Below are 25,806 nucleotides of genomic sequence, written 5' to 3'. Positions count from 1 at the left end.
GCGCGAAGGCCGATATACACCGGACGGGTATTTTCACGAAGGTCCCCCTCCCGTCAATGCTCCACCAGACGTTCCCCAACATTCCTCAGGTTGTGTGACATGAAAGCCCGCACGTTCCTGTTCCTTCAAGGTCCCGCCTCGCCATTCCTCCGACGGCTGGCAGAAGCGGTTGAAAACAAAGGAGCTTCGATCCGAAAGATCAGCCTCTGCCTTGGGGATGTGGTATTTTGGTGGCCGAAGGAAAGCAACTTCTTCCGCGGCCGCGCAAATGATTGGCCGGTGTATCTCAATTGCTACATTCGCGATCACAATATTACCGACATCGTCATGTTGGGTGATGGCCGCGCGCCACATGCGGTGGCGGCCGAGCTCGGGATCGGCGCGGGGCTGCGCGTCCATATTCTGGAGCACGGCTATCTCAGGCCCGACTGGCTGACGATCGAGCCGGATGGCATGTCGGGGCATTCCCGCTTTCCTGCCAAACCAGCGGACATAAGCGCGCTCGCGGCCGGTCAACCGTCGGTTTCCTCCGAAAAGCTCTATCCTTCGAGCTTTCTGACCTACGCCCTTTACGATCTCGCATTCCATATTCCGAACGTCGCGCTCGGCTGGCTCGTCCATCCGCATTATCGCACGCACGGGCCGGTTCATCCGGCGGTCGAATACAGCGGCTGGATCTGGAAAGCCCTCACGCGCCGCAAACGCCGGCGCCAGGCAAGAACGGCAATTGAAGCCTGCCTCTCCGCACGAAGTGGGGCTCCCTCTCCTTTCTATTTCTTTCCACTGCAATTACCGGGCGACTATCAGATCAGGCGCCATGCGCCTGGCGGAGATCTCTTCAGGCTCGTCGATGCGACGATCGCATCGTTTGCCGATCACGCGCCTGCGAACACCCGGCTTCTCTTCAAGATCCACCCGATCGACAACGGCCTCTCCCGCTGGCCAAACCGTATCGACTCAGCCGCAACGAAGCATGGCGTCGCCGATCGCGTCTTCGTCGCGGACGGAGGCGATACCGATCTGCTGATCGCGAAGTCTCATGGCGTGGTGACAGTCAATTCGACGGTCGGGCTAACGGCGCTGGCTGCCGGTAGGCCGGTCATCGCCCTCGGCTCCGCGATCTACGACGTGCCGGGCCTCGCCTTCCAGGAAAGCCTTGCCGCCTTCTGGCAGAACCCAACCGCCCCCGATCCGGACCTCTTCGACGCCTTTACGCGAGCACTTGCCGCGACCACCCAGGTCCGTGGCGGCTTCATCGGCCGGGAGGCAATTCAGGCGGGCGTGGAAAATGTCGCAGCGCGTCTCCTGGAAACCGAAGAACGGCTTCCCCTTGCCTTCCGCAAGTCGCGCGACACCCCCTACTACCGTCACGAGAGCGAATTGCTCGGCTGATCGATGCCGAACCCACCTCACCCGACGTGAAGCTCCAAAGCAAAAGGCCCCACCGTTTCTGGCAGGGCCTTTCCTATTCAATTCCGGTATCGATTACTCGATGATGGAAGCGACGATGCCGGCGCCGACGGTGCGGCCGCCTTCGCGGATGGCGAAGCGCAGCTTTTCTTCCATGGCGATCGGCACGATCAGCTCGACGTCAACGGTGACGTTGTCGCCAGGCATGACCATTTCGGTGCCTTCCGGAAGCGTCACGATGCCGGTCACGTCCGTGGTGCGGAAGTAGAACTGCGGACGGTAGTTGGTGAAGAACGGCGTATGACGGCCGCCTTCTTCCTTCGTCAGGATGTAGGCTTCGGCCTTGAACTTCTTGTGCGGCTTGACCGAACCCGGCTTGCACAGAATCTGGCCACGCTCGACGCCGTCACGGTTCACACCGCGGATCAGCGCGCCGATGTTGTCGCCGGCCTGGCCCTGGTCGAGCAGCTTGCGGAACATTTCAACGCCGGTCACCGTCGTCTTCGAGGTCGGACGGATGCCGACGATCTCGACTTCTTCGCCAACCTTGACGATGCCACGCTCGACGCGGCCGGTCACGACCGTACCACGGCCCGAGATCGAGAACACGTCTTCGATCGGCATCAGGAACGGCTGGTCGATCGGACGCTCAGGCGTCGGGATGTAGGCGTCAACAGCCGCCATCAGCTCGCGGATCGCGTCTTCGCCGATCTTCTTGTCGGAATCTTCAAGAGCAGCAAGCGCCGAACCCTTGATGATCGGGATGTCGTCGCCCGGAAAATCGTAGGACGACAGAAGTTCGCGAACTTCCAGCTCGACGAGCTCGAGAAGCTCGGCGTCGTCAACCTGGTCGACCTTGTTCAAGAATACCACGATCGCGGGAACGCCGACCTGACGGGCGAGCAAGATGTGCTCGCGGGTCTGCGGCATCGGGCCGTCGGCAGCCGAGCAAACCAGGATCGCGCCGTCCATCTGCGCCGCACCGGTGATCATGTTCTTCACATAGTCGGCGTGGCCGGGGCAGTCGACGTGCGCATAGTGGCGGGCCGGCGTCTCGTATTCGACGTGCGCCGTCGAAATCGTGATGCCACGAGCCTTTTCTTCAGGAGCGGCGTCGATCTGGTCATAGGCCTTGTACTCGCCGAAGTACTTCGTGATCGCGGCCGTCAGCGACGTCTTGCCATGGTCAACGTGACCGATCGTGCCAATGTTGACGTGAGGCTTGTTGCGCTCAAACTTGCTCTTTGCCATTGAAAGCTTCCTGTGAACATAAGAGGTGAACCCGGCGGGCGGGTTTGGTGTCGCCGTTTAAGGCTTTCCACCAGAATGCGCAAGACATAATTACGACGCGTGCCGGGACAAGGGGACCGTAGAAAATGGATGCGGAAGGCCCGCCGAATATGCGCTTTCGGCAGCAACCGAAACGCGTGAAACGGCGGGATGACAGGCAGACGAAATCAGGACCGGGAGTCGTTTCAACCGAAACCCTGCCATCGCCCGCCGTTTCGTAGAATTTTATTTGCTGGCCGGCTTCAACGAACTGATGAGCGCCAGCAGTTCTTCGGCATGCTTTTCCTGCTCGCCCTTGGTTCCCCAGTAGGTGATGACCAGCAGTTTGCCTCGCTTCGGCGACACGAGCGACAGGCCGATGCTTGCAGGGCCGTCCTTGTCCGTACCGCTCCAGTCGAAATTCGACATCTTCATGCCGTTGAAGGTATCTTCAGACTGTTTCTGGGTGGCTGGATCGACCGTCACACCGTTGTCGTCCAGGAAGGCGATCGCATCTTCAATCACCTTGTCGGTCGTCGTTTCGTCGGCGATATCGATCGAAAGATAGATCGCCTCATCCTCCGACGTCGCCTGAATTCCGGTTTCGGTTTCTTCCGGGCTCCAGGAGTCGGGGATGGTGATCTCTGCGACGGGCGCATCGCTTGGGAAACGCATGGTTTCTGCAAAGGATACAGACGGCAGCAGCATGGTCGCAAATGCCGCGGCGGCTATTATTTTCTTCATGGACGAGTTTCCATTCAAGGAGGAGACGGCTTCAGGAGCCAAGCATAAGCTCTATCCGGAATGGCTTAAGAAGTCTCAAGCAACATGCCAAAAAAGCTAAGCAACGATGGAAACAGGGAATGGAGCGGGTAGCGGGAATCGAACCCGCGTATTCAGCTTGGAAGGCTGCTGCTCTACCATTGAGCTATACCCGCGGGGTGGTCCGATCCGGCGACAGAATGGTGGAGGGAGTTGGATTTGAACCAACGTAGGCTGAGCCAACGGATTTACAGTCCGTCCCCTTTAACCACTCGGGCATCCCTCCAGTTTTCCGTCTGGATCAGCGACCAAGCTCGTCAGGCCCAGGAGCACTTCCGTGCCCCTCGATCTGCGCCGCGTATATGACCGCACCGTTCTCGTCTGTCAACACGAGGTTTTTGGAAAAATGAGGAAAAATAATCACTGCTCACCGGACTGCGCGTCCATCGTGGGGCTTTGCCGAATGAGCCGGCATCGCTATAAGGCGCCATGAGCAAGGACAGCAAACAAGACAAATCCGGCCGCGATGGTCACTATGCCACGCTGAGGCGCGCCGTGCGCGATGCCAAGCGGGAGCGCGGGGAAATTCCGACCCCGCAGCAGAAACGGCAGAAATCCAACAAGGATTGGAAGCCCCCGCAGCTGCAGCCCGAACAGGTCTTTCTTTACGGCTTGCATACGGTGCGAGCAGCTCTTGAGAATCCCGAGCGCAAGCTGATCAAACTCTCGGTTACACGAAATGCCTTTGCGCGCCTCGATGTCGGGGAGCCAGACGCACTGCCCTTCCCGGTCGAATTCGTCTCCCCTCAGGATATCGACAAGGTGCTGGGTCCCGAAGCCATCCACCAGGGTGTCATGCTGGAAACTCGACCCCTGCCCTTGCGCCGGCTGGAGGCGCTGAAGGACAGCCCCCTGCTTCTGGTGCTCGATCAGGTGACCGACCCGCATAACGTCGGAGCGATCATGCGTTCGGCCGTGGCCTTCGGCGCCGGCGCCATCGTCACCACCCAGAGACATAGCCCGACCGAATCCGGAGTACTGGCCAAGTCGGCCTCCGGCGCGCTGGAACTCATACCTTATATACAGATCACCAACCTCGCCGACGCGATCGAGGAATTGCACCGGCTCGGTTTCCAGACGATCGGGCTTGATTCGGAAGGCCCCGCCCCGCTCGAAGGAACGTTTGCTGCCGACAAGGTCGCACTCGTGCTGGGCTCGGAGGGCAAGGGACTGCGGCAGAAAACCCGCGAGACGGTCGCGGCATTGGCGAGGCTCGACATGCCGGGCGCGATCAAGTCACTCAACGTGTCGAATGCCGCCGCAGTGGCGCTCTATGCCACCCGCCAGCATCTGGCCAGGGCAAAGTGAGCCGTTTGGGGTCGCGCTGATGTCCATGCTGGCCGCCTTCGAACACGCCGCCCTGCTCGCCGGGAAAGTGATTCTCGACATTTACGAGGCGGGGCCTATTACCCGATACAAGGACGACCGCTCGCCGGTCACGGAAGCGGATGAGCGGGCCGAAGCGATCATCCTTTCCGAACTTGCAACGGCATGTCCGGGAATTCCGGTCATCGCGGAAGAATCGGTTGCAGCGGGACGAGTGCCGCAGATCGAAGGCCGCACGTTCATCCTCGTCGATCCGCTGGACGGGACTAAGGAATTCATCGGCAAACAGATGGACTTCACCGTCAATATCGCCTTGGTGGAAAACGGAACACCCGTGCTGGGCGCGGTCTATGCCCCCGCTCTCAAAGTCGCTTATCTCGGCGGAAACGGGACCGCTGAAAAACTGATCATCGATAACGATCATGCGGTGGCAAGCCGCGAGAGGATTTCGGCACGACCGGTCTCCACTCCGCCCGTCGCGGTCGCAAGCCGCTCGCACGGCTCCGCCGAGACCGAGGCCTTTCTGAAACAGTCCGGTGCCTGTGACATCCGTTGCATCGGCTCGTCTTTGAAATTCTGCCTGCTGGCCGAAGGGGCTGCCGATCTCTATCCCCGTTTCGGGCGGACGATGGAATGGGACACGGCGGCGGGAGACGCGGTTTTGCGGGCAGCGGGCGGCGTCACACTCGGTCTTGACGGCGAGCCGCTTCGCTACGGCAAGACCAGCCAGGCTGGTGTGATCGACTTCGCGAATCCGGATTTCATCGCCTGGGGAAGGCGCATGTCGAAAACGTAACCCTCAATCACCAGCGATTGTCCCCAGGCCTTCATATTCAGGTCATGCGCAACGCCGATGTTCGGGAGCGACCAAGTATTCCTGGCCGACACCCAGATGCAGATCAGGTAAAAATCGCTGGGGCAATGCGGATTAATCCTAACACGCTTGATGCGTTGCAATAAAACCTGGATGCGCTAGGAAAAGTAAAAATCGAGGGCAGAAGATCCTGCTCGACCGCGATGAGGATTGCAGATGCATATTGTAATGGTTGGATCTGGTTATGTCGGTCTCGTTTCCGGAGCTTGCTTTGCGGATTTCGGACATCACGTCACCTGCGTCGACAAGGCCGTCGAAAAAATCGAGGCGCTGAAGAAGGGTGTGATCCCGATCTTCGAACCTGGTCTCGATGCGCTGGTCGAGTCGAATGTCAAATCAGGACGCCTGTCCTTCACGACCGATCTGAAGAGCGCCGTTGCCCAGGCCGACGTCGTCTTCATCGCAGTCGGCACACCCTCTCGTCGCGGAGATGGCCATGCCGACCTTGGTTATGTCTATGCTGCCGCCGCAGAGATCGCCGAGGCGCTCGATGGCTTCACGGTCGTCGTTACCAAATCCACCGTCCCTGTCGGCACCGGTGACGAGGTCGAGCGGATCATCCGCGAAACCAATCCGCAAGCCGATTTTGCCGTCGTCTCCAACCCGGAATTCCTCCGCGAAGGAGCCGCGATCGAAGACTTCAAGCGCCCGGACCGAATCGTCGTCGGGCTTTCCGACGAGCGCGCCCGCGGCGTGATGACGGAAGTCTACAGGCCGCTCTACCTCAACCAGTCGCCGCTGCTGTTCACGAGCCGCCGCACGTCCGAGCTCATCAAATATGCGGCCAACGGCTTCCTGGCGATGAAGATCACCTTCATCAACGAGATGGCCGATCTTTGCGAGCGCGTCGGCGCCGATGTCCAGGATGTCTCGCGCGGCATCGGCCTCGACGGCCGCATCGGCTCGAAATTCCTGCATGCCGGCCCTGGCTACGGCGGCTCATGCTTCCCGAAGGACACGCTGGCGCTTGCCAAGACTGCACAGGACAATGACAGCCCTGTCCGTCTGATCGAAGCGACCATCGCAGTCAACGACAACCGCAAGCGCGCCATGGGGCGCAAAGTGATCGCCGCTGCCGGCGGAGAAGTGCGGGGAAAGAAGGTCGCAGTCTTCGGCCTCACCTTCAAGCCGAATACCGACGACATGCGCGACAGCCCGGCGATCGCGGTTGTCCAGACCCTGAAGGATGCGGGTGCAATCGTATCCGGCTACGATCCTGAGGGAATGGAAAACGCAAAACAGATGATGGATATCGAATTCGCCAGCGGCCCTTATCAGGCCGCGGAAGGAGCCGATGTTGCCGTCCTCGTCACGGAATGGAACGAGTTTCGGGCATTGGATCTCGAACGCCTCAAGTCGGTAATGAAGAGCCCCGTGCTGGTCGATCTGCGCAACGTCTACCGCAAGCCGGAAGTCGAAGCGCATGGGTTCACCTATTCCGGCATCGGCAAGCCGCTCTGACACTCCCCAACGGCAGTCTTGACGGACGCCCGCAGCGCTACGCGTTGCGGGCGTTTTCGCATTCCGATATCCGAATGGGGATCGCTGCATCACAACCGGACGGCTCAGCATGTCCATGGGCTTCAAGGTAGCTGCGCCTCATTGCCCGGTGGATTTTACGCTTTCCTTTTCGGCAGCTTGGCGGAAAAAGGATCACGATAGGCGTGATTGAAACAGCGTCATTTCTGGACCTTGCAAGACTGTCATGGGAGGGTGGATCTGCCTCCTCTTAAAAAACCATACAGAAGAGGGAACTGCGAAATGAACAAGCTACTCGCCTCGACCTGCCTTGCCTTGGGCATGTTCGGAGGCTTTGCAGGCGCCGAAGCAGCGGAATGCGGTGACGTCACGATCGCGAGCATGAACTGGCAGAGCGCCGAGGTGCTGGCAAGCCTCGACAAGTTCATCCTGAACGAAGGCTACGGCTGCGACGCGGAAATCATCGTCGGGGACACGGTTCCCACCATTACCTCGATGGTGGAAAAGGGTGAGCCGGACATCGCACCCGAAGGCTGGGTGGATCTGTTACCGGAAGTCGTCAGCCGCGGCATTGCCGAGGGCAAGCTGGTAGGCGCCGCCGTGGCGCTTTCCGATGGCGCCGTGCAGGGTTGGTGGATCCCGAAATACGTCGCTGACGCCCATCCCGATATCAAGACCATCCAGGACGCTCTCAAGCATCCGGAACTTTTCCCGGATCCCGAAGACAAGAAGAAGGGCGCAGTCCACAATGGTCCCCAGGGTTGGGGCGGGACCGTTGCCACGACCCAGTTCTACAAGGCCTACGGCGCCGAAAAGGCGGGCTTCACGCTTGTCGATACCGGCTCGGCGGCTGGCCTCGACGGCTCGATCGCCAAGGCCTATGAGCGCAAGGAAGGATGGGTCGGATACTATTGGGCCCCGACTGCGCTTCTCGGAAAGTACCAGATGGTCAAGCTCGGCCACGGGGTACCGGCCGACGCGGCCGAATGGAAGCGGTGCAACACGGTTGCTGACTGTGCAGATCCCAAGCCGAACGACTGGCCGAAGGACAAAGTGCAGACACTCGTCACCAAAGCCTTTGCAGATCGTGCCGGTGCCGACATCATGGCCTATCTCAACAAGCGGTCCTGGACCAACGATACGGTCAACACCCTGATGGCCTGGATGACCGACAACCAGTCGAGCGGCGACGATGGTGCCAAGCAGTTCCTGAAGGAACATGAAGATCTTTGGACCAAGTGGGTAACGCCGGAGGCGGCCGAAAAGATCAAGTCCGCGCTCTAACCAGACGCGCCGTCGCCGGCAACGGCTGGCGACGGCCCTTTCAAGGAGGGAGCAGGCGATGGACTGGCTTACCAATTTCCCGCATATGGACGACGAGACGCTGCGGAACCTGAAAAAGAGCATCGATGAAGGATTCCGCACCTTCACGCGCACCTATGGCGATGCGATCGAGTCTTTCTTCGATCCGCTGCAGTTCTTTCTGATCTATGCGGAACGGATCATGGTCAAAACCCCCTGGCCGATCATCATTCTGGCTGTCGCCGCCATTGCCTGGTTTGCCAGCCGCAATTGGAAGATCGTGATAGGCTGCGTGGCCACCCTGTTTGCCATCGGCTACTTCGACATGTGGGAAGACACGATGAAGACCATGTCGATGATCTTCGTCTGCACGGTCCTGTCGATCGTGATCGGACTACCCATGGGCATTGCCATGTCGCGCTCGGAGCGACTGCAGAATACTATCAATCCCATCCTCGACGTCATGCAGACGATGCCGAGCTTCGTCTACCTCATTCCAGTGGTCATGCTGCTCGGCATCGGCAAGGTGCCCGGACTGATCGCCGTCGTGATCTACGCGATCCCGCCGATGATACGGCTGACGAATCTCGGAATCCGGCTGGTGGACAAGGAAGTGCTGGAGGCGGCCAGCGCCTTCGGCTCCTCGAGCTGGCAAAAGCTGCGCGACGTGCAGATGCCCCTTGCTCTGCCGACGATCATGGCGGGAATCAACCAGACCATCATGATGGCTCTGGCCATGGTTGTCATCGCCTCGATGATCGGAGTGCAAGGCCTCGGCCAGCCGGTGCTGAAGGCCATCGCCAACCAATATTTCACGCTCGGCATCTTCAACGGGATGGCAATCGTCGGCATTGCGATCGTGTTCGACCGCATCAGCCAGGCCTATGGCCGTCGTCTCCAGAGGCATATGGAGACGACCCATCAGTGATTGGGTTTATCGCATGGCCTGCCGTAACGACCGGGAACGGCAAGCCGAAACGCCGCAGGAGTGCGTCGGAACGTCTATTGAATTAAGTGGTTGATTTTGATGGTGCCCCCGGCAGGGTTCGAACCCGCGACCCCCTGATTACAAATCAGGTGCTCTACCAACTGAGCTACAAGGGCACTTTCCAGACGGGGAGTTACCAGATTTTCTCTTCCTGTAAAGGGAAAATCGCCCGCCCCCTCGGGTGAGATGCGATCTTTGCGCAAAGACGGAACGGTTGGGCAGCGGAAGGCGCTTGTCCAGAAGCCGGTTTTTCCTGTACCAAAGGCCCTCTCGCCGGCACGCTTCCTCCGGAGCAGTGTCAGATCAAACGGTTCAGCGTCCCTGCACGCCCTCGGGCGACGGCGCCGTCGAAAGCTCGTTCATGTCGCTGCAATCGAAAAAGCTTTCCTTCATAGCATCCGCGACGCCGGAGGCGCAGTCCGGGCTGGAAGAACTGAGCCGATTGTACGGTAACGTGCCGCCCGCGGAGGCCGATGTGATCGTTGCGCTCGGCGGTGACGGTTTCATGCTGCAGACGCTGCACGAGACGATCAATACCGCAAAACGCGTCTATGGCATGAATTGCGGTTCGGTCGGTTTTCTGATGAACGACTACCGCACCGAAAACCTTCACGAACGGATCGGCTCTGCCGTCGAGAACGAATTTCACCCGCTCAAGATGACAACCACCAATGCCGACGGCTCGACGTCCGTGGCGCTTGCCATCAACGAGGTCTATCTCTTCCGCCAGTCCTATCAGGCAGCCAAGCTCAAGGTGGAGATCGATGGCCACGTGCGGTTGGAGGAACTGATCTGCGACGGCCTCATGATTGCCACTCCGGCCGGATCGACCGCCTACAACCTCTCCGCCCATGGGCCGATCCTGCCGCTGGAAGCGCCCCTGCTCGCCATGACGCCGGTTTCAGCTTTCAGACCGAGGCGCTGGCGCGGTGCGCTACTCCCGAACCATGTCTGCGTCGACATCGATATCCTTGAACCGGAAAAGCGACCGGTCAACGCCGTAGCCGACAATGCCGAGGTCAAGTCCGTGCTGCATGTGAGGGTCGCGCAATCCACCGAACTCGCCGCGCGTATCCTGTCCGATCCGGACCATTCCTGGTCGGATCGAATCCTGGCGGAACAGTTCAACAACTGACGCAGCGCCAGCTGACTCTAGGGAAGCTTCTGACTCTACGGGAAGGTCAGCGCCCGCGGGCGAAGGCGCGCAGAAAGGTGCGCGTTGCGTTCGCTGCCATCTGGTCGATCTCCGATTCCGGCGTCTGCCGCCCAAGCTGCTGGTCGATGCGAAGATCGGCACCCAGGAGCGCCATATATTGACGGGCGGCAAGCGCCGGATCGTCGAGGTCAAGATAGCCGGCAAGGGCAAGCTGGGCGAGACGGGCGGCGACGGCCGGATATTTCTTTCCCGGACCGTATTCCTTCCAGGTCTCGAAGAGCTGTGGGAAGCGCGTACCTTCGGTTTCAACGAGCTTGCGCAGCCACCGACCGTTCGGGTCGCAAATCGCCTTTCGCAGCAGCTGCGCCGAAAATTCGGTCAACTCCTTTTCAAGATCCTGCGGCGCAACGGGAAACGTGTCCAGAACCCGAAAGAAGCCTGCGGTCGACCGTTCGGTAATCTCGGTCACGACGACCTGGAAAAGATTGTCCTTGTCGCCGAGCTGATTGTAGATCGTCTGACGCGATACCCCGGCCCTTGCCGCAATCGCATCGATGCTCGCCCCGGCAAAACCTTCCTCGGCGAAAATATCCGCCGCAGCATTCAGGATTGCCTGCCGCTTGTTTTGCGCCGGCGGCCATGTGTCCTGATCCTGATTGCGTTCGGCAGACGAATTTTTCATGACACTACCATACCGGAACTTGACAAATTGGACAATCGTGTCCAAAATATTTTACATGATTGCTGTGCATCCGCCATGTTCGCGCCGGCTCTCATATTTATCTTCCATAGTCGTCTTCCGCCCTGCCGTACCACGGCAGATGTGGTGACGGGAAAGGTTTTTTCCAATGCCAAGCAGAGTCTCATCGCATGCCCTTTCGCTCGGGCTGCTCTCGGCCATCGGGCTTTTTGCCCTCGACATGTATCTTCCATCACTTCCCACCATCAGCGCCAACTTGAATGCCGACACGCACGCGGTTCAGGCGAGCCTGATTTCCTTCTTCGCCGCCATGGCAGTCTCGCAGATCGTCTACGGCCCCCTCTCCGATATGTTCGGACGCAAGCGGCCCCTCTATGCCGGCCTTGTTCTTTATAGCATTGGGGCAATCGGCTGCGCCCTGTCGCCCTCGATCGAATGGCTGATTGCGTTCCGTTTCCTGCAAGGCATGGGCGCCTGCGCCGGGGTTGTCATCTCTCGCGCCATCGTCCGCGATCTCTATACGGGTCCTGCCGCAGCCCAGCTGATGTCGCGGCTGATGCTGGTCTTCAGCGTCTCGCCGATCCTCGCCCCGCTTGCCGGCAGCATGATCACGGCCTTCGGAGACTGGCGGGTGATCTTTCTCGTCATGGTTGGCGCCGGAGCTCTGGGGCTTGTCGTCGCGATCTTCTTCCTTGAGGAAACGCGGCTGCCTGCCGCCCGTAGCGAGAGCAGCATTGCCAGCGCGCTTTCGTCCTATACGACGCTGCTCAAGGACCGCTACTATCTCGGGCTGGTGCTGATCGCCTCGTTCGGCATGTCCAGCTACATGATCTACGTGGCGAACTCCGCCTTCGTGCTGATCGATCATTACGGCCTGTCGCCATCCTTCTACAGCGTGGTCTTCTCCTGCAACGCGGTGGCCTTCATCGGCATGTCGCAGATGAACGGCTGGCTTTCTCGCAAGATCGGGCTCAGAAAAGTCATTCGTGGCGCGGTAGTCGGCTATTCGACGATGATGGTCATGCTGGCGCTCGTCACCTCGCTCGGCTTCGACCGGCTCGAAGTGATGGCGGCTTTCCTGTTCGGAGGTTATGGCTTCCTCGGCATGATCATCCCGACCGCCGCGGTGCTGGCACTCGAACACCACGGCCGGATCGCCGGTACGGCTTCTGCGATGATGGGTACCCTTCAGTTCGTCACATCAGCTGTCGTTGTCGGTATCGGCGGCCTATTTGCCGACGGCACTTCCAGACCTATGGTCACGGTCATCGCGATCTGCTCCGTGGTGGTTCTCATGCTGTCACTGATGGTGCTGCGCAGCCAACGCGGCGCCATGGCGGCCGCAGAATAGAATCTTGACGCACCAAACGAAAAGCGGCCGGCTTTTGAAGCCCGGCCGCTTTTTAGTCTCTGGGGAAGAAACGTCAGTCGACGTCGGCAACTTCCATGTCCGCCTTGCCGCTGATGCGGTGGGCGAGCGCTGCTTCCATGAACTCGTTCAAGTCGCCATCCAGCACATCGCCGGGCGCGGTGCTTTCCACGCCGGTGCGCAGATCCTTCACCAGCTGATAGGGCTGAAGCACGTAAGAACGAATCTGATGGCCCCAGCCGATATCGGTCTTCGAGGCCGCCTCGGCATTCGCCGCCTCTTCCCGCTTCTTCAGCTCCGCTTCGTAGAGACGGGCACGCAGCATGTCCCAGGCCTTGGCCCGGTTCTTGTGCTGTGACCGCTCCTGCTGGCACTGAACGACGATGCCGGAGGGGATATGCGTGATGCGGACCGCCGAGTCGGTGGTGTTGACGTGCTGGCCGCCCGCACCGGAGGAACGGTAGGTATCGATGCGGCAATCGCTCTCGTTGATCTCGATGTTGATCGAGTCGTCGACGACCGGATAGACCCAGATCGACGAGAAGGATGTGTGCCGGCGGGCATTGCTGTCATAGGGCGAAATGCGGACCAGGCGGTGGACGCCCGATTCGGTCTTCAGCCAGCCATAGGCATTGTGGCCTTTGACGAGGATGGTCGCGGACTTGATGCCGGCCTCTTCGCCGTCATGCACTTCCAGAAGTTCGACCTTGAAACGCTGACGCTCGGCCCAGCGGGTGTACATGCGAAGCAGCATGTTCGCCCAGTCCTGGCTCTCGGTGCCGCCGGCGCCGGAATGCACTTCCAGATAAGTGTCGTTGCCGTCCGCCTCACCCGAAAGCATCGCTTCCACCTGACGGCGTCCAGCTTCGACCTTCAGCGCCTTCAGCGCATCCTCGGCTTCCTTGACGATCGCCTCGTCGCCCTCTTCCTCGCCGAGTTCGATGAGCCCGATATTGTCGTTGAGCTGCTGGTCGAGGGCCCTCACTCCATTGATGCCGTCATCAAGCTGCTGACGTTCGCGCATCAGTTTCTGGGCTTCCGCCGCATCGTTCCAGAGGTTTGGATCCTCGGCCTTGTTGTTCAACCAGTCCAGTCGTCTTACCGCCTGGTCCCAGTCAAAGATGCCTCCTCAGCAGGCTTATGGCCTGCTTGATTTCGTCGACTATATTGATGATTTCCGCACGCATGGCGCTTGCTTTTCACTCTTCATTTTGGGTGTTTCTCTGTGCCGAGGACATAGTTGCACCGGACCTAGATGTAAAGCCCAGGCCCGATGGCTATCGGTCATCGACGGGTCAGAAGAGGCCCGGCATGCCCGAGGTCACAGCCTGCTGAGCCTGGGGCGAGTTGTTGAAGATCTGGTCCTGGGTCAGATATTCCCCTTCGCCGATAACCTGGAAGACGTCGGCCGGGCCTGTGCCGGGCTTGAAGCCTTCGACGATCGTATCCGGTTCGCCTTCCATTGCAGCCATGCCGGTCTTGCGGTTCACCGCGATGAACTGCATGCCTTCCGGAACATGGAACTTTTCGGCAGGCGTCAGCTTGGCGGCTTCGGCCAGGAACTTGCCGAAGATCGGAGCGGACAGGGACCCGCCGGTGCCACCCCTGCCGAGAGGGGTCGGCGTATCGAAGCCGAGATAGAGGCCAGCCACCAGGTTCGGCGTGTAACCGACGAACCAGGCGTCCTTCTCGTCATTGGTGGTGCCGGTCTTGCCGGCGACCGGGCGGTCCTTGACCGGGATCTTGCCGGCGGCCGTACCCCGCGCAACCACGCCTTCCATCATCGACGTGATCTGATAGGCGGTCATCGGGTCGAGAACCTGTTCACGGTTATCGGCCACGGTCGGCTCCTCCTGGTTCGCCCAATCATTGGCGTTGCAACCTTCGCAGGTGCGCTCCTCGTGGCGGAAGATCGTCTTGCCGTACCGGTCCTGGATGCGGTCGATCACGGTCGGCTTGATCTGCTTTCCACCATTGGCAAACACGGCATAGGCGGACACCATCCGCATCACGGTCGTTTCGCCGGACCCGAGAGACATGGCCAGAACAGGCATCATCTTGTCATAGATGCCGAAGCGTTCGGCATATTCGGCGACAAGCTCCATGCCCATGTCCTGCGCCAGGCGCACCGTCATCTGGTTTCGCGATTTTTCGATACCCGTCCGCAGCGTCGACGGGCCGCCGGAATCGCCGCCGTAGTTTTCCGGCCTCCAGACCTGACCGCCGGAGACGATTTCAATCGGAGCGTCCATAATGACCGACGCCGGCGTATAGCCATTGTCGAGCGCCGCCGCATAAACGAAAGGCTTGAAGGAGGAACCCGGCTGGCGCATCGCCTGGGTGGCGCGATTGAACTCGGATTGCGAATAGGAAAAACCGCCGACCATGGCGAGCACGCGGCCGGTATTCGGGTCCATCGCGACAAGACCACCCTGCACTTTCGGCGGCTGACGCAGCTTGTAGGTCTTCGACGCTTCGCTGATCGGTTCGACGTATATGACATCCCCCGGCTTTAGCACGCCATCCGGCGACTTCGCCGTCTTGCGGGTGCCGGAGGCTTCACGGAACGCCCACTTCATATCCTCGGCTGCGATCACACCGGTCTCTCGGGCAGGGTCAACCTTGCCGCCGGCATCGGTTGAAGGCTGCAGCCCGATCGAGACCGATTTGGCCGAAACATCGGTGACGACGGCGAGCTTCCATTCCGGCACATCGCGCAGCGACGGCAGTTTGGCGAGTTCAGGTCCCCAGTCGCCGGTCACGCCGATCTGAGCGGCGGGGCCGTGGAAACCACGACGTTCGTCATAGTCCAGGAGGCCCTCCTGGAGGACGCGACGCGCGATCACCTGGAGATCGGGGTCAAGCGAGGTGCGCACCGAAAGGCCGCCTTCGTAGAGCGACTTGTCGCCATAACGCTCGATGATCTGGCGGCGAACCTCTTCCGAGAAATAATCGGACGCAAAGAGATGCGTGCCCGTACGCCGCTGCTTGACGCCGAGCGGCTGCTTCTTGGCATCGTCCGCATCGGGCTGGGTGATGTAACCGTTCTCCGCCATCCGATCGATGACCCAGTTGCGGCGTTCGAGCGCCTGCTTTTCGCGACGGAACGGGTGGTAATTGGCAGGTCCCTTCGGAAGTGCGGCAAGATAGGCCGCTTCCGCCGTGGTCAATTCCGTTACCGACTTGTCGAAATAGGTCAATGCGGCGCCGGCGATGCCGTAGGAGTTAAGGCCGAAGAAAATCTCGTTCAAATAAAGCTCGAGAATCTTGTCCTTCGAATAGGTCTGTTCGATGCGGAACGACAGAATTGCTTCCTTGACCTTGCGGTCCATCGTCTGGTCGGCGGTCAAAAGGAAGTTCTTCGCGACCTGCTGGGTGATCGTGGAAGCGCCCTCTGGACGCCGGCCGGAACCGAAATTCTGCAGGTTGGTCAGGATCGCGCGACCGAGACCGGTAATATCGATGCCCGGATGGTTGTAAAAATTCTTGTCTTCCGCCGACAGGAAAGCCGCCTTCACGCGATCAGGGACGGCCTGGATGGGCAGAAACAACCGCCGTTCACGAGCGTATTCCGCCATCAAGGCGCCATTGCCGGCATGGACGCGCGTCGCGACCGGCGGCTCATAGGAGGCCAGCACCTCGTAATTCGGCAACCCCTTGGTCATCCCTGTGAGGTAGATACCCACACCGGCGGCTACGACCAGAAACAGGACGCAAGCCAATCCAAAGAGATAACCAATCAATCTGATCATATCAAAGCTACCGTTCGGCTTTCATTCGGCGCACGAGACGCACCATCGCATGAATTGACGCGTTTTGCACGGTGGTTGCGGCAACGCAAGGCGGAGGCGGATCAATCGTCCGTCATTATTTATATCTGACAACCACTGAGTAATCGCCGGAATGTGAGTAAAATAGGGCTTTCACACCCGTTTTGGAGCGGGCCGCCCGGTTCTGCGGATATTCCCGAAGCCTGTGGCATGCGGGCCACGGAAGAACGCCTCAACCGCCGTTTGCCAGCGCCCGATCCCGATAGCGTCGCACCGCCTCGCCAAGGCGATCGATGACCTTTGTGCGCCAGGTCTCATCGAGCAGCAGCTTCTCGTCCTCCGCATTGGAAAGGAAGCCCAGTTCTAGCAGGACGGAGGGGATGTCTGGGGCGCGCAAAACCTGAAAACCGGCATATCGATGCGGGTTGTTGATCAGTCCGATCTGACCTTCGAAGGATTCGACGACATTCGAGGCGAGCGCAACCGAAAAGGCCTGGGTCTCGCGCCGCGCCAGGTCGAGCAAAATGTCGGCCACTTCCGGCGGGCCGCTGTGGATGCTGAAGCCCGCGAGTTCGTCCGACAGGTTTTCGCGGGTTGCAAGATTTTCGGCCATACGGTCGGAAGCCCGGTCGGACAGGGTATAGACGGTCGCACCGCGAATATCCTTCTGCGCCAGCGTATCGGCATGCAGCGAAACGAAGAGGTCCGCATGGCCCTGGCGAGCGAGCGTTACGCGCTCGGAGAGGGACAGGAAGGTGTCGTCGTCGCGGGTCAGAAAAGCCTTGATCCCTGCGATCTTGTTCAGCCGCTCGGAAAGCATCTTGGCGAAAGCGAGCGTGATCGTCTTTTCCGACGTCTTGGTCGCGGCGCCCGTGGCACCCGCATCGATGCCGCCGTGTCCGGCATCGACTGCGACTGTGAAAACATTATCCTGTTCGCCCGTTGCCAAGGCGTCCGGCGCGGGTTCGACCGGCATTTGCCAATCCTGCGTCTTCACGAGATCGCTGAAGATCTCCTTGGAGGTCATCTCCGCATCCAGCACCAGGCGAAAGGTGCCATTTTCATTCAGCTGCGTTTCGGCGAGCACCAGTTTGACCGGTTTCTTCGCCGTCAGCACGATGCGGGCGCTCGATTCGTCCATCGTGCCGTACCGAATGTCCCTGAACAGTCCGCGAGCGGAAAGATCCTCGGCGGGAAAGCCGAAAGCTGTTGCGGGCAACTCGACGACCACCCGCTCGGGTGCAGCGACATAATGGACGGAAAATTCCGGCTTCTTTTCGAAATCGATCACGATTCGGGTGCGCGCCTCGTCGCCTGCGACCCGCGCGCTGAACGCCAGAAGGGGCTGTGTCGAGGCATGCGCAGGCAGCGATGGCACGGCGCCGGCGACGCCCGTCAGGAGGATCAATACAGCAATGATTCGCGCCAACGCCAGCTTCGGCCGACCGCTGGAAGCGGCGACCGCCCTAGCCTTCACACCCGACCTCAACTCGAAACCCGCATCAAAGACCCGCCACCTACCTAGAAGATCCGCCGCCAAGCGCCCGCTTTGGAAGGCATTTGGCCTTCCGCGCACGCGAATCATTCACCCGTTCCATGCCATTCATAAGGGCGCTAATTCCATCCAGAATATGGCAAACTTGGCTTTTCCCTTGCTATTGTGACAGATAAACCATACAACGCGAATGAGGGTTAAAGTGTTGACGGGATAGTCTGCCGATAGGCCGCCAGCCACAATGGAAACTGGCGCCGAAGACCGACAGACATCCGCCGTCGTTACACTTTGTCCTGATACTCGATCCATCCGGCGGTGGCCGGAACAGTACCGGGTGGCATGCCACCCACCGCTCATACGGAGCACATTCATCGGGCCTCTGAAGGCCTATAGTATCGTCATTCTCGTTTGGTCTTTGATGTCACGGCACAATTTTCAGAATCTGGAGAGACTGAGGGAGCGAGGAGCCCTGTCATCTTTCCGGTTGCCGTCACAGCCGCGCCTAACGGGAGCATATTTATCCGGCGCAACGACCGTACTGCATGACGGCCCAGTCCTCGCGGCAGGCTCTACTGCACTCTCCCGGCGGCGCCGAGGAGCAGAATTTCAATGGCAGACAAAATGCTTATCGATGCGTCTCACGAAGAGGAGACGCGCGTAGTCGTCGTTCGCGGCAACCGGATCGAAGAATTCGATTTCGAATCGCAGCATAAGAAGCAGATACGCGGCAATATCTATCTGGCGAAGGTGACGAGGGTCGAACCCTCCTTGCAGGCCGCCTTTGTCGACTATGGCGGCAATCGCCACGGCTTCCTGGCCTTTGCGGAAATCCATCCGGATTATTACCAGATCCCGCTTGCCGACCGTCAGGCCCTGATGCAGCAGGAAGCGGAAGATCAGCGCAAAATCGCGGAAGCCGAATCCGCGGATCCGGCGACCGATCTCGCCCATCAGGAGCAGCCGGATATCGGCATTGCTTCCGCTCCGGCCCCGGTAGCCGAACCTGTCAGTGAAGCAGGATCCGAAGCGATCGAAGCCAGCCCGAACGAAGCGGCGGCGGAAGTAGAACAAGAGAGCGAAAAACCGAAAGCCAAGCCGAAGCGCAGCCGCTCCCGGAAGAAGCCGGTCGAAGCCGCTGCAGAGGAAACTCCCGCATCCGCCGAGGATGCTCCGAGCGAAGGTAACGCCCCCTCCTCTAGCGAAACCCATGGCGACGACGAAGGCTCCACGCCTGGCGAAATGGCCGCGATGGTCGATACCGATTCGATCTCGGAAGATGTCGACATCCGTCGCGGTCGCGACGATGTGGATGACGACGACGATGACGATGATCACGGCGAAAAGGAAGTTATCGAATCGGTCGGCGCCGAAGACGCCATGGAAGAAGTGCCGGACCGGATCGTCCGCAAGCCGCGCAAGCAGTACCGCATCCAGGAAGTGATCAAGCGCCGCCAGATCCTGCTCGTCCAGGTCGCCAAGGAAGAGCGCGGCAACAAGGGCGCGGCTCTCACCACCTATCTTTCACTTGCCGGCCGTTACTCGGTGCTGATGCCGAACACCGCGCGCGGCGGCGGCATTTCCCGCAAGATCACACAGCCGCAGGACCGCAAGCGCCTGAAGGAAATCGCCCGCGAACTCGACGTGCCGCAGGGCATGGGCGTGATCCTGCGCACCGCCGGTGCCAACCGCACCCGCGTCGAGGTCAAGCGCGATTTCGAATACCTGATGCGCCTGTGGGAAAACGTCCGGACGCTGACGCTGAACTCGACCGCGCCCTGCCTCGTCTATGAGGAAGGTTCGCTGATCAAGCGCTCGATCCGCGACCTCTACAACAAGGACATTTCCGAGATCATCGTGTCCGGCGAAGAAGGCTATCGTGAAGCGAAAGACTTCATGAAGATGCTGATGCCGAGCCACGCCAAGGTGGTCCAGCCCTATCGCGACCTGCATCCGATCTTCGCCCGTTCAGGCATCGAGGCGCAGCTCGACCGCATGCTGCAGCCGCAGGTGACGCTGAAGTCCGGCGGCTACCTGATCATGAACCAGACGGAAGCGCTGGTCGCCATCGACGTCAACTCCGGCCGTTCGACCCGCGAACACTCGATCGAAGAAACCGCGCTCCAGACCAACCTGGAAGCAGCGGAAGAAGTCGCTCGTCAACTGCGACTGCGCGACTTGGCCGGCCTGATCGTCATCGACTTCATCGACATGGAAGAAAAGCGCAACAACCGCGCCGTCGAGAAGAAGCTCAAGGATTGCCTGAAGAACGACCGCGCCCGCATCCAGGTCGGCCGCATTTCGCATTTCGGACTGCTCGAAATGTCGCGCCAGCGCATCCGCGCCTCGGTGCTGGAATCGACGACCCAGATCTGCTCGCATTGCGGCGGCACAGGCCATGTGCGCTCGCAGTCGTCGGTCGCCCTGCATGTGCTGCGCGGTATCGAGGAATATCTCCTCAAGAACACCACGCATGACATCAACGTCCGCACCACACCGGACATCGCGCTCTACCTCCTGAACCACAAGCGCGGCACCGTCGTCGATTACGAGAACCGCTTCGGCGTCTCGATCTTCATCGAATCGGATGTCAGCATCGGTTCGAACCATTTCGCGATCGACCGCGGCGAGCCCGTCGAGAACCCGGTCAAGATCGAAAGCCTGATGCAGTTCGCTGCCATCCCCGTCGAAGAGGACGATGACGACGTCATCATCGAAGCAGACGAGGACGAAGAAGAAGAGATCATCGCGTCGCAACCGCCTGCTGCCGGCGCCGAGCGTGCCGCGCAAGGCGACGACCAGAATGGCCGCAAGCGCAAGCGCCGTCGTCGTCGTCGCAACCGCAATGGCGAACGCGGTACGGATGCCCAGGCAGCACAGGGCGGCAGCGAGAATGTCACCGGTGATGACGAGGATGGCGACGAAGGCGAAGACGACGCCACGGAAGTCTCCGAAGCTGCGGAAGCCCCCGAGGCCGATGCCGGCGGCGACACCGATGAGAGCAACCGCCGCAAGCGCCGCCGCCGCGGCAAGCGCGGTGGACGCCGCAATCGCAATGGCGACGAGGGCGGTGAACTGAGCGCCGACGACGCCGGCGAGACGGATGAGGCTGAAAGTGACGAAGCGGCAGCTGCCGTCGAAGTCTCCGAGGCGGCCCCCGCCGAGGCAGTAACCGTCGCCGCCGAACCGGAAGTGGCGCCGCCTGTCGAGACCACTGCAAAGCCACGGCGGTCGCGTCGTGGAAAGGCAGCCGCGGTGGAAGCTCCGGCTGGCGATGAAGTATCGCCGCCGATCGAGACCGTGGTGGAACAGGTCGAAGCAGCGCTTGGCGAGGAGCCGCAGGCCCCCGTAGAAACAGCCGTGCGGGAAATCAGCCCTGACGAGTTGGAGCAAGCGGATGCCGAGGAGGCAAAACCGGTGCGCGCCAATCGTGCCTCCAACATCTCGTCCTCGTCCGAGGCCGTTGTGAAGAGTTCGGATCCGGTCGCCCCCCAGGAAATTGATGGCGACGCAGCAAAGCCGAAGAAGGCCGGCTGGTGGCAGCGCCGCGGTTTCTTCTGATCCGCAAGGGGCTACTTTTGAAGACGACGGCCGCGCCAAACGCGGCCGTTTTATTTTGCCCGCGCTCGGGCCTGCGGATGAGAAACTGAATCAACCGGATAAGGGATCGATTCCGAAAAGTTCGCTACCTTCTTGAAAGAGAATCCATTTTCTCGGATTAGGGAGCGCGTTCATACGCAGTTGTGATGCGCCAACACCACGAAGATGCGATTTTGCAGTTTTTTGGAAAGAGCGCGTGGCTTATTTTTGGCGCAAACCGAAACAATGGTGCACCGGCTTCGCTTGTGCCCGACCCGATGAGGATATGGATGCGCTACCCCTTTAAAACGCTCATCACCGGCTCGATGCTGGCATTGGCACTTTTTTCTGCCGCTCCGGCCGTCGCACTGGATGAACAGCAGAAGAAGGAGATGGGCGCTTTCATCCGCCAATACCTGATCGAGAACCCCGAGGTTCTCATCGAAGCGCAGAACGCGCTGGAAGCCAAACAGCAGTCGAAGCGCGTCGAGCAGTCGATGAAGGGCATCGCCGACAACCGCCAGCAGATATTCTCCTCCCCGACGGACATCACGCTCGGCAATCCGAAGGGCGACGTCACGGTCGTGGAGTTCTTCGATTACAATTGCGGCTACTGCAAGCGTGCACTCAGCGATATGGAGGACATTCTTGCCAAGGATAAGAACATCCGCTTCATCCTGAAGGAATTCCCGATCCTCGGACCGGATTCACTGGCCGCGCATCGTGTGGCCAATGCGGTGCGTCTTCTCGCACCGGAGAAATATGCCCAGTTCCATCGCACGCTGCTTGGCAGCGAAGAGCACGCGTCGGAGGCCACGGCAGTTGCAGTCGCCACGTCCCTCGGACTGAACGAGGCGGCAATCCGCAAGTCCATGACCGAGAAACCGAACGACGATATCGTCCGGCAGGCCTATCAGCTCGCCAACAGCATCGGCATTACCGGCACGCCGACCTATATCCTCGGCGACGAGGCGGTCTTCGGCGCCGTCGGCTCCGAAACGATCGAGGAAAAGGTCGCCAACGTCCGCGCCTGCGGCAAGGCGACCTGCTGACCGCCCGCTATTGCTCATCAAATCTTCCATCACAGTGGACGCCCCGGCTTTCAGCGTGGCGGGGGCTTTTCCTTGCGGGCTCTCCGGTCTATAGGTGGCCCTGAATTTATGGATGGAACAACAGATCACTGATGAGCAAGACGGTCTTCGTCCTCAACGGCCCCAACCTCAACATGCTGGGAAAGCGCGAGCCCGGCATCTACGGCGGCAAGACACTCACGGACATTGAAAACGACTGCATCGCTGCTGGTCGGGAATTAGGCTTCGACGTCGATTTCCGCCAGAGCAATCATGAAGGCGTTCTCATCGACTGGATTCATGAGGCCGGCGAGAAGGCCGTGGGCGTCGCGATCAACGCTGGCGCCTATACCCACACTTCGATTGCGTTGCATGATGCAATCAAGGCCATTTCCGTTCCAGTGGTGGAACTTCATATTTCGAATGTCCATGCACGGGAAGAATTCCGTCACCATTCGATGATCGCACCGGCTGTAAAAGGCGTGATCTGCGGCTTTGGTACCGCAAGCTACATTCTTGCGCTTCACGCCTTGAAATCCATTACCGCCTGACAAGATAAACAGAACAATAGGGTTTGCCATGTCTGAGAAGAAGAATGGGATCGACAAAGGATTGATCCGCGACCTCGCGAACATCCTCAACGAGACCGACCTCACCGAGATCGAAGTCGAGCAGGACGACCTGCGCATCCGGGTATCCCGCGCCGGCACGACGCAGTATGTTCAGGCGCCGATTGCTGCCGCTCCGGCGTTTGCTCCTTCGGCTGCCGCCGCGCCGGTCGCTGCAGTTCCCGCACCACAGGACAACAAGAACGCCGTGACGGCGCCGATGGTGGGTACTGTCTATCTCGCTGCCGCCCCAGGCGCCCGCCCCTTCATCGAAGTGGGCGCTTCCATCAAGGAAGGCCAGACGCTGCTCATCATCGAGGCCATGAAGACGATGAACCAGATTCCATCGCCGCGTTCCGGCAAGATCACGGAGATCCTGGTCAACGACTCGCAGCCCGTGGAATACGGTCAACCGCTCGTCGTAATCGAGTAAGGCCGGATCCATGATTTCCAAGATCCTCATAGCCAACCGCGGTGAGATTGCACTTCGTGTGCTTCGCGCCTGTAAGGAACTGGGCATCGCCACCGTCGCGGTCCATTCCACCGCAGACGCCGACGCCATGCACGTGCGGCTTGCCGACGAAAGCGTCTGCATCGGCCCCCCGCCGTCGCGAGAGAGCTATCTGAACATCCATCAGATCGTCGCGGCCTGCGAGATCACCGGCGCCGACGCCGTTCATCCGGGCTACGGTTTTCTCTCGGAAAACGCCAAGTTCGCCGATATCCTCGACGCGCACGGCATCACCTTCATCGGTCCGACCGCCGAGCACATCCGCATCATGGGTGACAAGATCACCGCCAAGCTGACCGCCCAGGAACTCGGCATTCCTGTCGTTCCGGGTTCGGATGGCGAGGTCAAGCCGGAAAATGCGCTGGAAATCGCCCGTAAGATCGGTTTTCCCGTGCTTATCAAGGCAACCGCCGGCGGCGGCGGTCGCGGCATGAAGGTCGCCAGGACGGAAGCGGATCTCGAAGAAGCCGTTTCCACGGCGCGTTCCGAAGCTTTGGCCGCTTTCGGCAATGACGCCGTCTATATGGAGAAATATCTCGGCAAGCCTCGTCATATCGAGATCCAGGTGGTCGGCGACGGCGAAGGCAACGCGATCCATCTGGGGGAGCGGGATTGCTCGCTGCAGCGCCGTCACCAGAAGGTCTGGGAAGAGGCCAACTCGCCTGCCCTCAATGTGGAGCAGCGGATGAAGATCGGCCAAGTTTGCGCCGATGCGATGAAAAAACTGAAGTACCGCGGCGCCGGCACCATCGAGTTCCTCTATGAAAACGGCGAGTTCTATTTCATCGAAATGAACACCCGCCTGCAGGTGGAGCACCCGATTACCGAGGCAATCACCGGCATCGATCTCGTGCATGAACAGATTCGTGTGGCATCGGGCGGCGGGCTATCGGTGAAGCAGGAAGACATCGTCTTCTCCGGCCATGCCATCGAATGCCGCATCAACGCCGAAGACCCACGCACCTTCGTGCCTTCGCCAGGAACGATTACCCATTTCCACGCTCCCGGCGGCCTCGGTGTGCGAGTCGATTCGGGCGCCTATGCGGGCTACCGTATCCCGCCTTATTACGACAGCCTGATCGGCAAGCTCATCGTGCACGGCCGCACCCGCGTCGAATGCATGATGCGTCTGCGCCGCGTTCTGGACGAATTTGTCGTCGACGGTATCAAGACAACCCTGCCGTTGTTCCAGGACCTCGTGTCCAACCCGGATATAGCCAACGGCGATTACGACATTCACTGGCTGGAGAACTATCTGGCCGGAGACAAAGCGCACTAGAGAAAGACCTGAATGGCAGGGCGGCGCGGCAAATATTACCCGGCAATCACTCCGGACATACTGCTGCGCGCCTATTCCATCGGCCTCTTCCCAATGGCCGAGTCCTCCGAAGACCCGGAAATCTTCTGGGTCGAACCGGAAATGCGCGGCGTCCTGCCGCTTGACGGTTTTCATGTCTCGAAAAGCCTTGCCAAGGCGGTCCGAAAAAAGCCGTTCGATATTCGCTTCGATACGGCCTTCGAACGGGTGATCGCCTGCTGTGCCGAACCGGCCGGAGATCGGCCAAGCACCTGGATCAACTCCACCATTCGCAAGCTCTATAGCGAGTTGCATCGAATGGGGCATGCGCACAGCGTCGAGGCGTGGGAGGGCGACGAACTGGTAGGCGGCCTCTACGGCGTATCGCTCGGCTCAGCTTTTTTCGGGGAAAGCATGTTTTCCCGGCGCACCAACGCCTCGAAGATCTGCCTGGTCCATCTGGTCGAACGATTAAGGGCAAATGGCTTCACCCTGCTCGACACGCAATTCACCACCGAACACCTGAAGACTTTCGGCACAATCGATATTCCCAAGGATGAATACCTCAAGCTTCTAAGGAAGGCGGTCGATCTGCCGCACAGGGAGTTTTGACGCCTAGAGCGTTTCATCGCTTGACTGAATCTGATGGGATTCCCTGTGGGCCGGTTTTGTGATTCAAGGTGCTGGCTGGGCGGAGGCCAGCATCTGATGACACGAGCTCTTTCGAATGATCTTCGCGAGCGTGTTGTGGCGGCGGTTGTGGCCGGTGAGAACTGCCGTTCGG

The 25,806-nt window shown here is 59.9% G+C and carries 20 protein-coding genes and 3 tRNA genes; 14 read left to right on the top strand and 9 right to left on the bottom strand.

Going from position 1 to position 25,806, the window contains the following annotated elements; genetic code table 11:
• Positions 1-99 precede the first annotated feature (99 nt).
• Positions 100-1,392, top strand: a complete 1,293-nt coding sequence (locus C5L13_RS17595; protein WP_105384597.1) for a capsule biosynthesis protein — start codon at positions 100-102, stop codon at positions 1,390-1,392.
• Positions 1,393-1,485: 93 nt separating this feature from the next.
• On the opposite strand, the gene tuf is transcribed toward C5L13_RS17595, so the two are convergent.
• From tuf to C5L13_RS17575, 4 genes are all read right to left on the bottom strand, one after another.
• Complete coding sequence (gene tuf / locus C5L13_RS17590) at positions 1,486-2,661, bottom strand: elongation factor Tu (protein WP_105384596.1); 1,176 nt, start codon at positions 2,659-2,661, stop codon at positions 1,486-1,488.
• 264 nt (positions 2,662-2,925) lie between these two features.
• Entirely contained in the window at positions 2,926-3,423 is a 498-nt protein-coding gene (locus C5L13_RS17585; protein ID WP_105384595.1) for a histidine kinase, read from the bottom strand.
• A gap of 120 nt (positions 3,424-3,543) precedes the next feature.
• A tRNA-Gly gene (locus C5L13_RS17580) sits at positions 3,544-3,617 on the bottom strand.
• A gap of 25 nt (positions 3,618-3,642) precedes the next feature.
• Positions 3,643-3,727: transfer RNA gene (locus C5L13_RS17575), tRNA-Tyr, on the bottom strand.
• A gap of 203 nt (positions 3,728-3,930) precedes the next feature.
• Between C5L13_RS17575 and rlmB the strand changes: the two genes are divergently transcribed.
• The 5 genes from rlmB to C5L13_RS17550 all read left to right on the top strand — a co-directional run bounded on the left by rlmB (position 3,931) and on the right by C5L13_RS17550 (position 9,410).
• Positions 3,931-4,809 (top strand): 23S rRNA (guanosine(2251)-2'-O)-methyltransferase RlmB, encoded by an 879-nt coding sequence (gene rlmB / locus C5L13_RS17570; protein ID WP_105384594.1) that lies wholly within the window; start codon positions 3,931-3,933, stop codon positions 4,807-4,809.
• A 16-nt stretch (positions 4,810-4,825) separates the two neighbouring features.
• Positions 4,826-5,623 carry a 3'(2'),5'-bisphosphate nucleotidase CysQ gene (gene cysQ / locus C5L13_RS17565; protein ID WP_407070445.1) on the top strand — a complete coding sequence of 266 codons (798 nt, stop codon included), beginning with the start codon at positions 4,826-4,828 and terminating at the stop codon, positions 5,621-5,623.
• A gap of 234 nt (positions 5,624-5,857) precedes the next feature.
• Complete coding sequence (locus C5L13_RS17560) at positions 5,858-7,162, top strand: UDP-glucose dehydrogenase family protein (RefSeq protein WP_105384592.1); 1,305 nt, start codon at positions 5,858-5,860, stop codon at positions 7,160-7,162.
• Positions 7,163-7,462: 300 nt separating this feature from the next.
• Positions 7,463-8,464: an ABC transporter substrate-binding protein gene (locus tag C5L13_RS17555; RefSeq protein WP_105384591.1), complete on the top strand. Its 1,002-nt coding sequence runs from the start codon at positions 7,463-7,465 to the stop codon at positions 8,462-8,464.
• A gap of 58 nt (positions 8,465-8,522) precedes the next feature.
• Complete coding sequence (locus C5L13_RS17550) at positions 8,523-9,410, top strand: ABC transporter permease (protein WP_105384590.1); 888 nt, start codon at positions 8,523-8,525, stop codon at positions 9,408-9,410.
• A 100-nt stretch (positions 9,411-9,510) separates the two neighbouring features.
• On the opposite strand, the gene C5L13_RS17545 is transcribed toward C5L13_RS17550, so the two are convergent.
• Positions 9,511-9,586 (bottom strand) — tRNA-Thr (locus C5L13_RS17545).
• A 245-nt stretch (positions 9,587-9,831) separates the two neighbouring features.
• On the opposite strand from C5L13_RS17545, the gene C5L13_RS17540 reads away from it, so the two are divergent.
• Entirely contained in the window at positions 9,832-10,605 is a 774-nt protein-coding gene (locus C5L13_RS17540; protein ID WP_105384589.1) for an NAD kinase, read from the top strand.
• Between the two features lie 46 nt (positions 10,606-10,651).
• Here C5L13_RS17540 and C5L13_RS17535 read toward each other — a convergent pair whose 3' ends face one another.
• On the bottom strand, positions 10,652-11,308 hold the full coding sequence (locus C5L13_RS17535; RefSeq protein WP_105384797.1) for a TetR/AcrR family transcriptional regulator: 657 nt from the start codon (positions 11,306-11,308) through the stop codon (positions 10,652-10,654).
• A 166-nt stretch (positions 11,309-11,474) separates the two neighbouring features.
• Between C5L13_RS17535 and C5L13_RS17530 the strand changes: the two genes are divergently transcribed.
• Entirely contained in the window at positions 11,475-12,677 is a 1,203-nt protein-coding gene (locus tag C5L13_RS17530) for a multidrug effflux MFS transporter (RefSeq protein ID WP_105384588.1), read from the top strand.
• 73 nt (positions 12,678-12,750) lie between these two features.
• Here C5L13_RS17530 and prfB read toward each other — a convergent pair.
• The 3 genes from prfB to C5L13_RS17515 all read right to left on the bottom strand — a co-directional run bounded on the left by prfB (position 12,751) and on the right by C5L13_RS17515 (position 17,942).
• A protein-coding gene (prfB, locus tag C5L13_RS17525; protein ID WP_170117283.1) for a peptide chain release factor 2 occupies positions 12,751-13,882 on the bottom strand; the annotation gives its coding sequence in 2 pieces (ribosomal slippage) (positions 12,751-13,812 and positions 13,814-13,882; 1,131 coding nt in all).
• A gap of 108 nt (positions 13,883-13,990) precedes the next feature.
• Positions 13,991-16,447, bottom strand: coding sequence for a penicillin-binding protein 1A (locus C5L13_RS17520; RefSeq protein WP_105384586.1), 2,457 nt, complete (start codon positions 16,445-16,447; stop codon positions 13,991-13,993).
• A gap of 250 nt (positions 16,448-16,697) precedes the next feature.
• A complete protein-coding gene (locus tag C5L13_RS17515) occupies positions 16,698-17,942 on the bottom strand; it encodes an N-acetylmuramoyl-L-alanine amidase (RefSeq protein WP_407070441.1) in 1,245 nt (414 codons plus the stop codon).
• Positions 17,943-18,569: 627 nt separating this feature from the next.
• Here C5L13_RS17515 and C5L13_RS17510 point away from each other — a divergent pair.
• The 6 genes from C5L13_RS17510 (at position 18,570) to aat (ending at position 25,634) form a co-directional block, all read left to right on the top strand.
• On the top strand, positions 18,570-21,518 hold the full coding sequence (locus tag C5L13_RS17510; protein WP_105384585.1) for an Rne/Rng family ribonuclease: 2,949 nt from the start codon (positions 18,570-18,572) through the stop codon (positions 21,516-21,518).
• Positions 21,519-21,826: 308 nt separating this feature from the next.
• Positions 21,827-22,588 (top strand): DsbA family protein, encoded by a 762-nt coding sequence (locus C5L13_RS17505; RefSeq protein WP_105384795.1) that lies wholly within the window; start codon positions 21,827-21,829, stop codon positions 22,586-22,588.
• 131 nt (positions 22,589-22,719) lie between these two features.
• Positions 22,720-23,157 (top strand): type II 3-dehydroquinate dehydratase, encoded by a 438-nt coding sequence (aroQ, locus tag C5L13_RS17500; protein WP_105384584.1) that lies wholly within the window; start codon positions 22,720-22,722, stop codon positions 23,155-23,157.
• Positions 23,158-23,185: 28 nt separating this feature from the next.
• Complete coding sequence (gene accB / locus C5L13_RS17495) at positions 23,186-23,647, top strand: acetyl-CoA carboxylase biotin carboxyl carrier protein (protein WP_105384583.1); 462 nt, start codon at positions 23,186-23,188, stop codon at positions 23,645-23,647.
• Between the two features lie 10 nt (positions 23,648-23,657).
• Positions 23,658-25,004: an acetyl-CoA carboxylase biotin carboxylase subunit gene (accC, locus tag C5L13_RS17490; RefSeq protein ID WP_105384582.1), complete on the top strand. Its 1,347-nt coding sequence runs from the start codon at positions 23,658-23,660 to the stop codon at positions 25,002-25,004.
• Positions 25,005-25,016: 12 nt separating this feature from the next.
• Positions 25,017-25,634 (top strand): leucyl/phenylalanyl-tRNA--protein transferase, encoded by a 618-nt coding sequence (gene aat / locus C5L13_RS17485; protein WP_105384581.1) that lies wholly within the window; start codon positions 25,017-25,019, stop codon positions 25,632-25,634.
• Positions 25,635-25,806: the final 172 nt, after the last annotated feature.

Origin of the sequence: Neorhizobium alkalisoli, from assembly GCF_002968635.1 — a bacterium.
GTDB classification, from domain to species: Bacteria; Pseudomonadota; Alphaproteobacteria; order Rhizobiales; family Rhizobiaceae; genus Neorhizobium; species Neorhizobium alkalisoli.
This window is presented reverse-complemented; position numbering and strand designations above follow the sequence as displayed.

Coding starts and splice junctions, on each gene's coding strand:
- C5L13_RS17530 (WP_105384588.1), top strand. CDS start 11,475: ATGCCAAGCAGAGTCTCATCGCATGCCCTTTCGCTCGGGCTGCTCTCG.
- C5L13_RS17550 (WP_105384590.1), top strand. CDS start 8,523: ATGGACTGGCTTACCAATTTCCCGCATATGGACGACGAGACGCTGCGG.
- C5L13_RS17595 (WP_105384597.1), top strand. CDS start 100: ATGAAAGCCCGCACGTTCCTGTTCCTTCAAGGTCCCGCCTCGCCATTC.
- tuf (WP_105384596.1), bottom strand. CDS start 2,661: ATGGCAAAGAGCAAGTTTGAGCGCAACAAGCCTCACGTCAACATTGGC.
- C5L13_RS17510 (WP_105384585.1), top strand. CDS start 18,570: ATGGCAGACAAAATGCTTATCGATGCGTCTCACGAAGAGGAGACGCGC.
- accC (WP_105384582.1), top strand. CDS start 23,658: ATGATTTCCAAGATCCTCATAGCCAACCGCGGTGAGATTGCACTTCGT.
- C5L13_RS17560 (WP_105384592.1), top strand. CDS start 5,858: ATGCATATTGTAATGGTTGGATCTGGTTATGTCGGTCTCGTTTCCGGA.
- C5L13_RS17585 (WP_105384595.1), bottom strand. CDS start 3,423: ATGAAGAAAATAATAGCCGCCGCGGCATTTGCGACCATGCTGCTGCCG.
- C5L13_RS17540 (WP_105384589.1), top strand. CDS start 9,832: ATGTCGCTGCAATCGAAAAAGCTTTCCTTCATAGCATCCGCGACGCCG.
- aat (WP_105384581.1), top strand. CDS start 25,017: ATGGCAGGGCGGCGCGGCAAATATTACCCGGCAATCACTCCGGACATA.
- C5L13_RS17555 (WP_105384591.1), top strand. CDS start 7,463: ATGAACAAGCTACTCGCCTCGACCTGCCTTGCCTTGGGCATGTTCGGA.
- C5L13_RS17520 (WP_105384586.1), bottom strand. CDS start 16,447: ATGATCAGATTGATTGGTTATCTCTTTGGATTGGCTTGCGTCCTGTTT.
- C5L13_RS17505 (WP_105384795.1), top strand. CDS start 21,827: ATGCGCTACCCCTTTAAAACGCTCATCACCGGCTCGATGCTGGCATTG.
- accB (WP_105384583.1), top strand. CDS start 23,186: ATGTCTGAGAAGAAGAATGGGATCGACAAAGGATTGATCCGCGACCTC.
- aroQ (WP_105384584.1), top strand. CDS start 22,720: ATGAGCAAGACGGTCTTCGTCCTCAACGGCCCCAACCTCAACATGCTG.
- C5L13_RS17535 (WP_105384797.1), bottom strand. CDS start 11,308: ATGAAAAATTCGTCTGCCGAACGCAATCAGGATCAGGACACATGGCCG.
- rlmB (WP_105384594.1), top strand. CDS start 3,931: ATGAGCAAGGACAGCAAACAAGACAAATCCGGCCGCGATGGTCACTAT.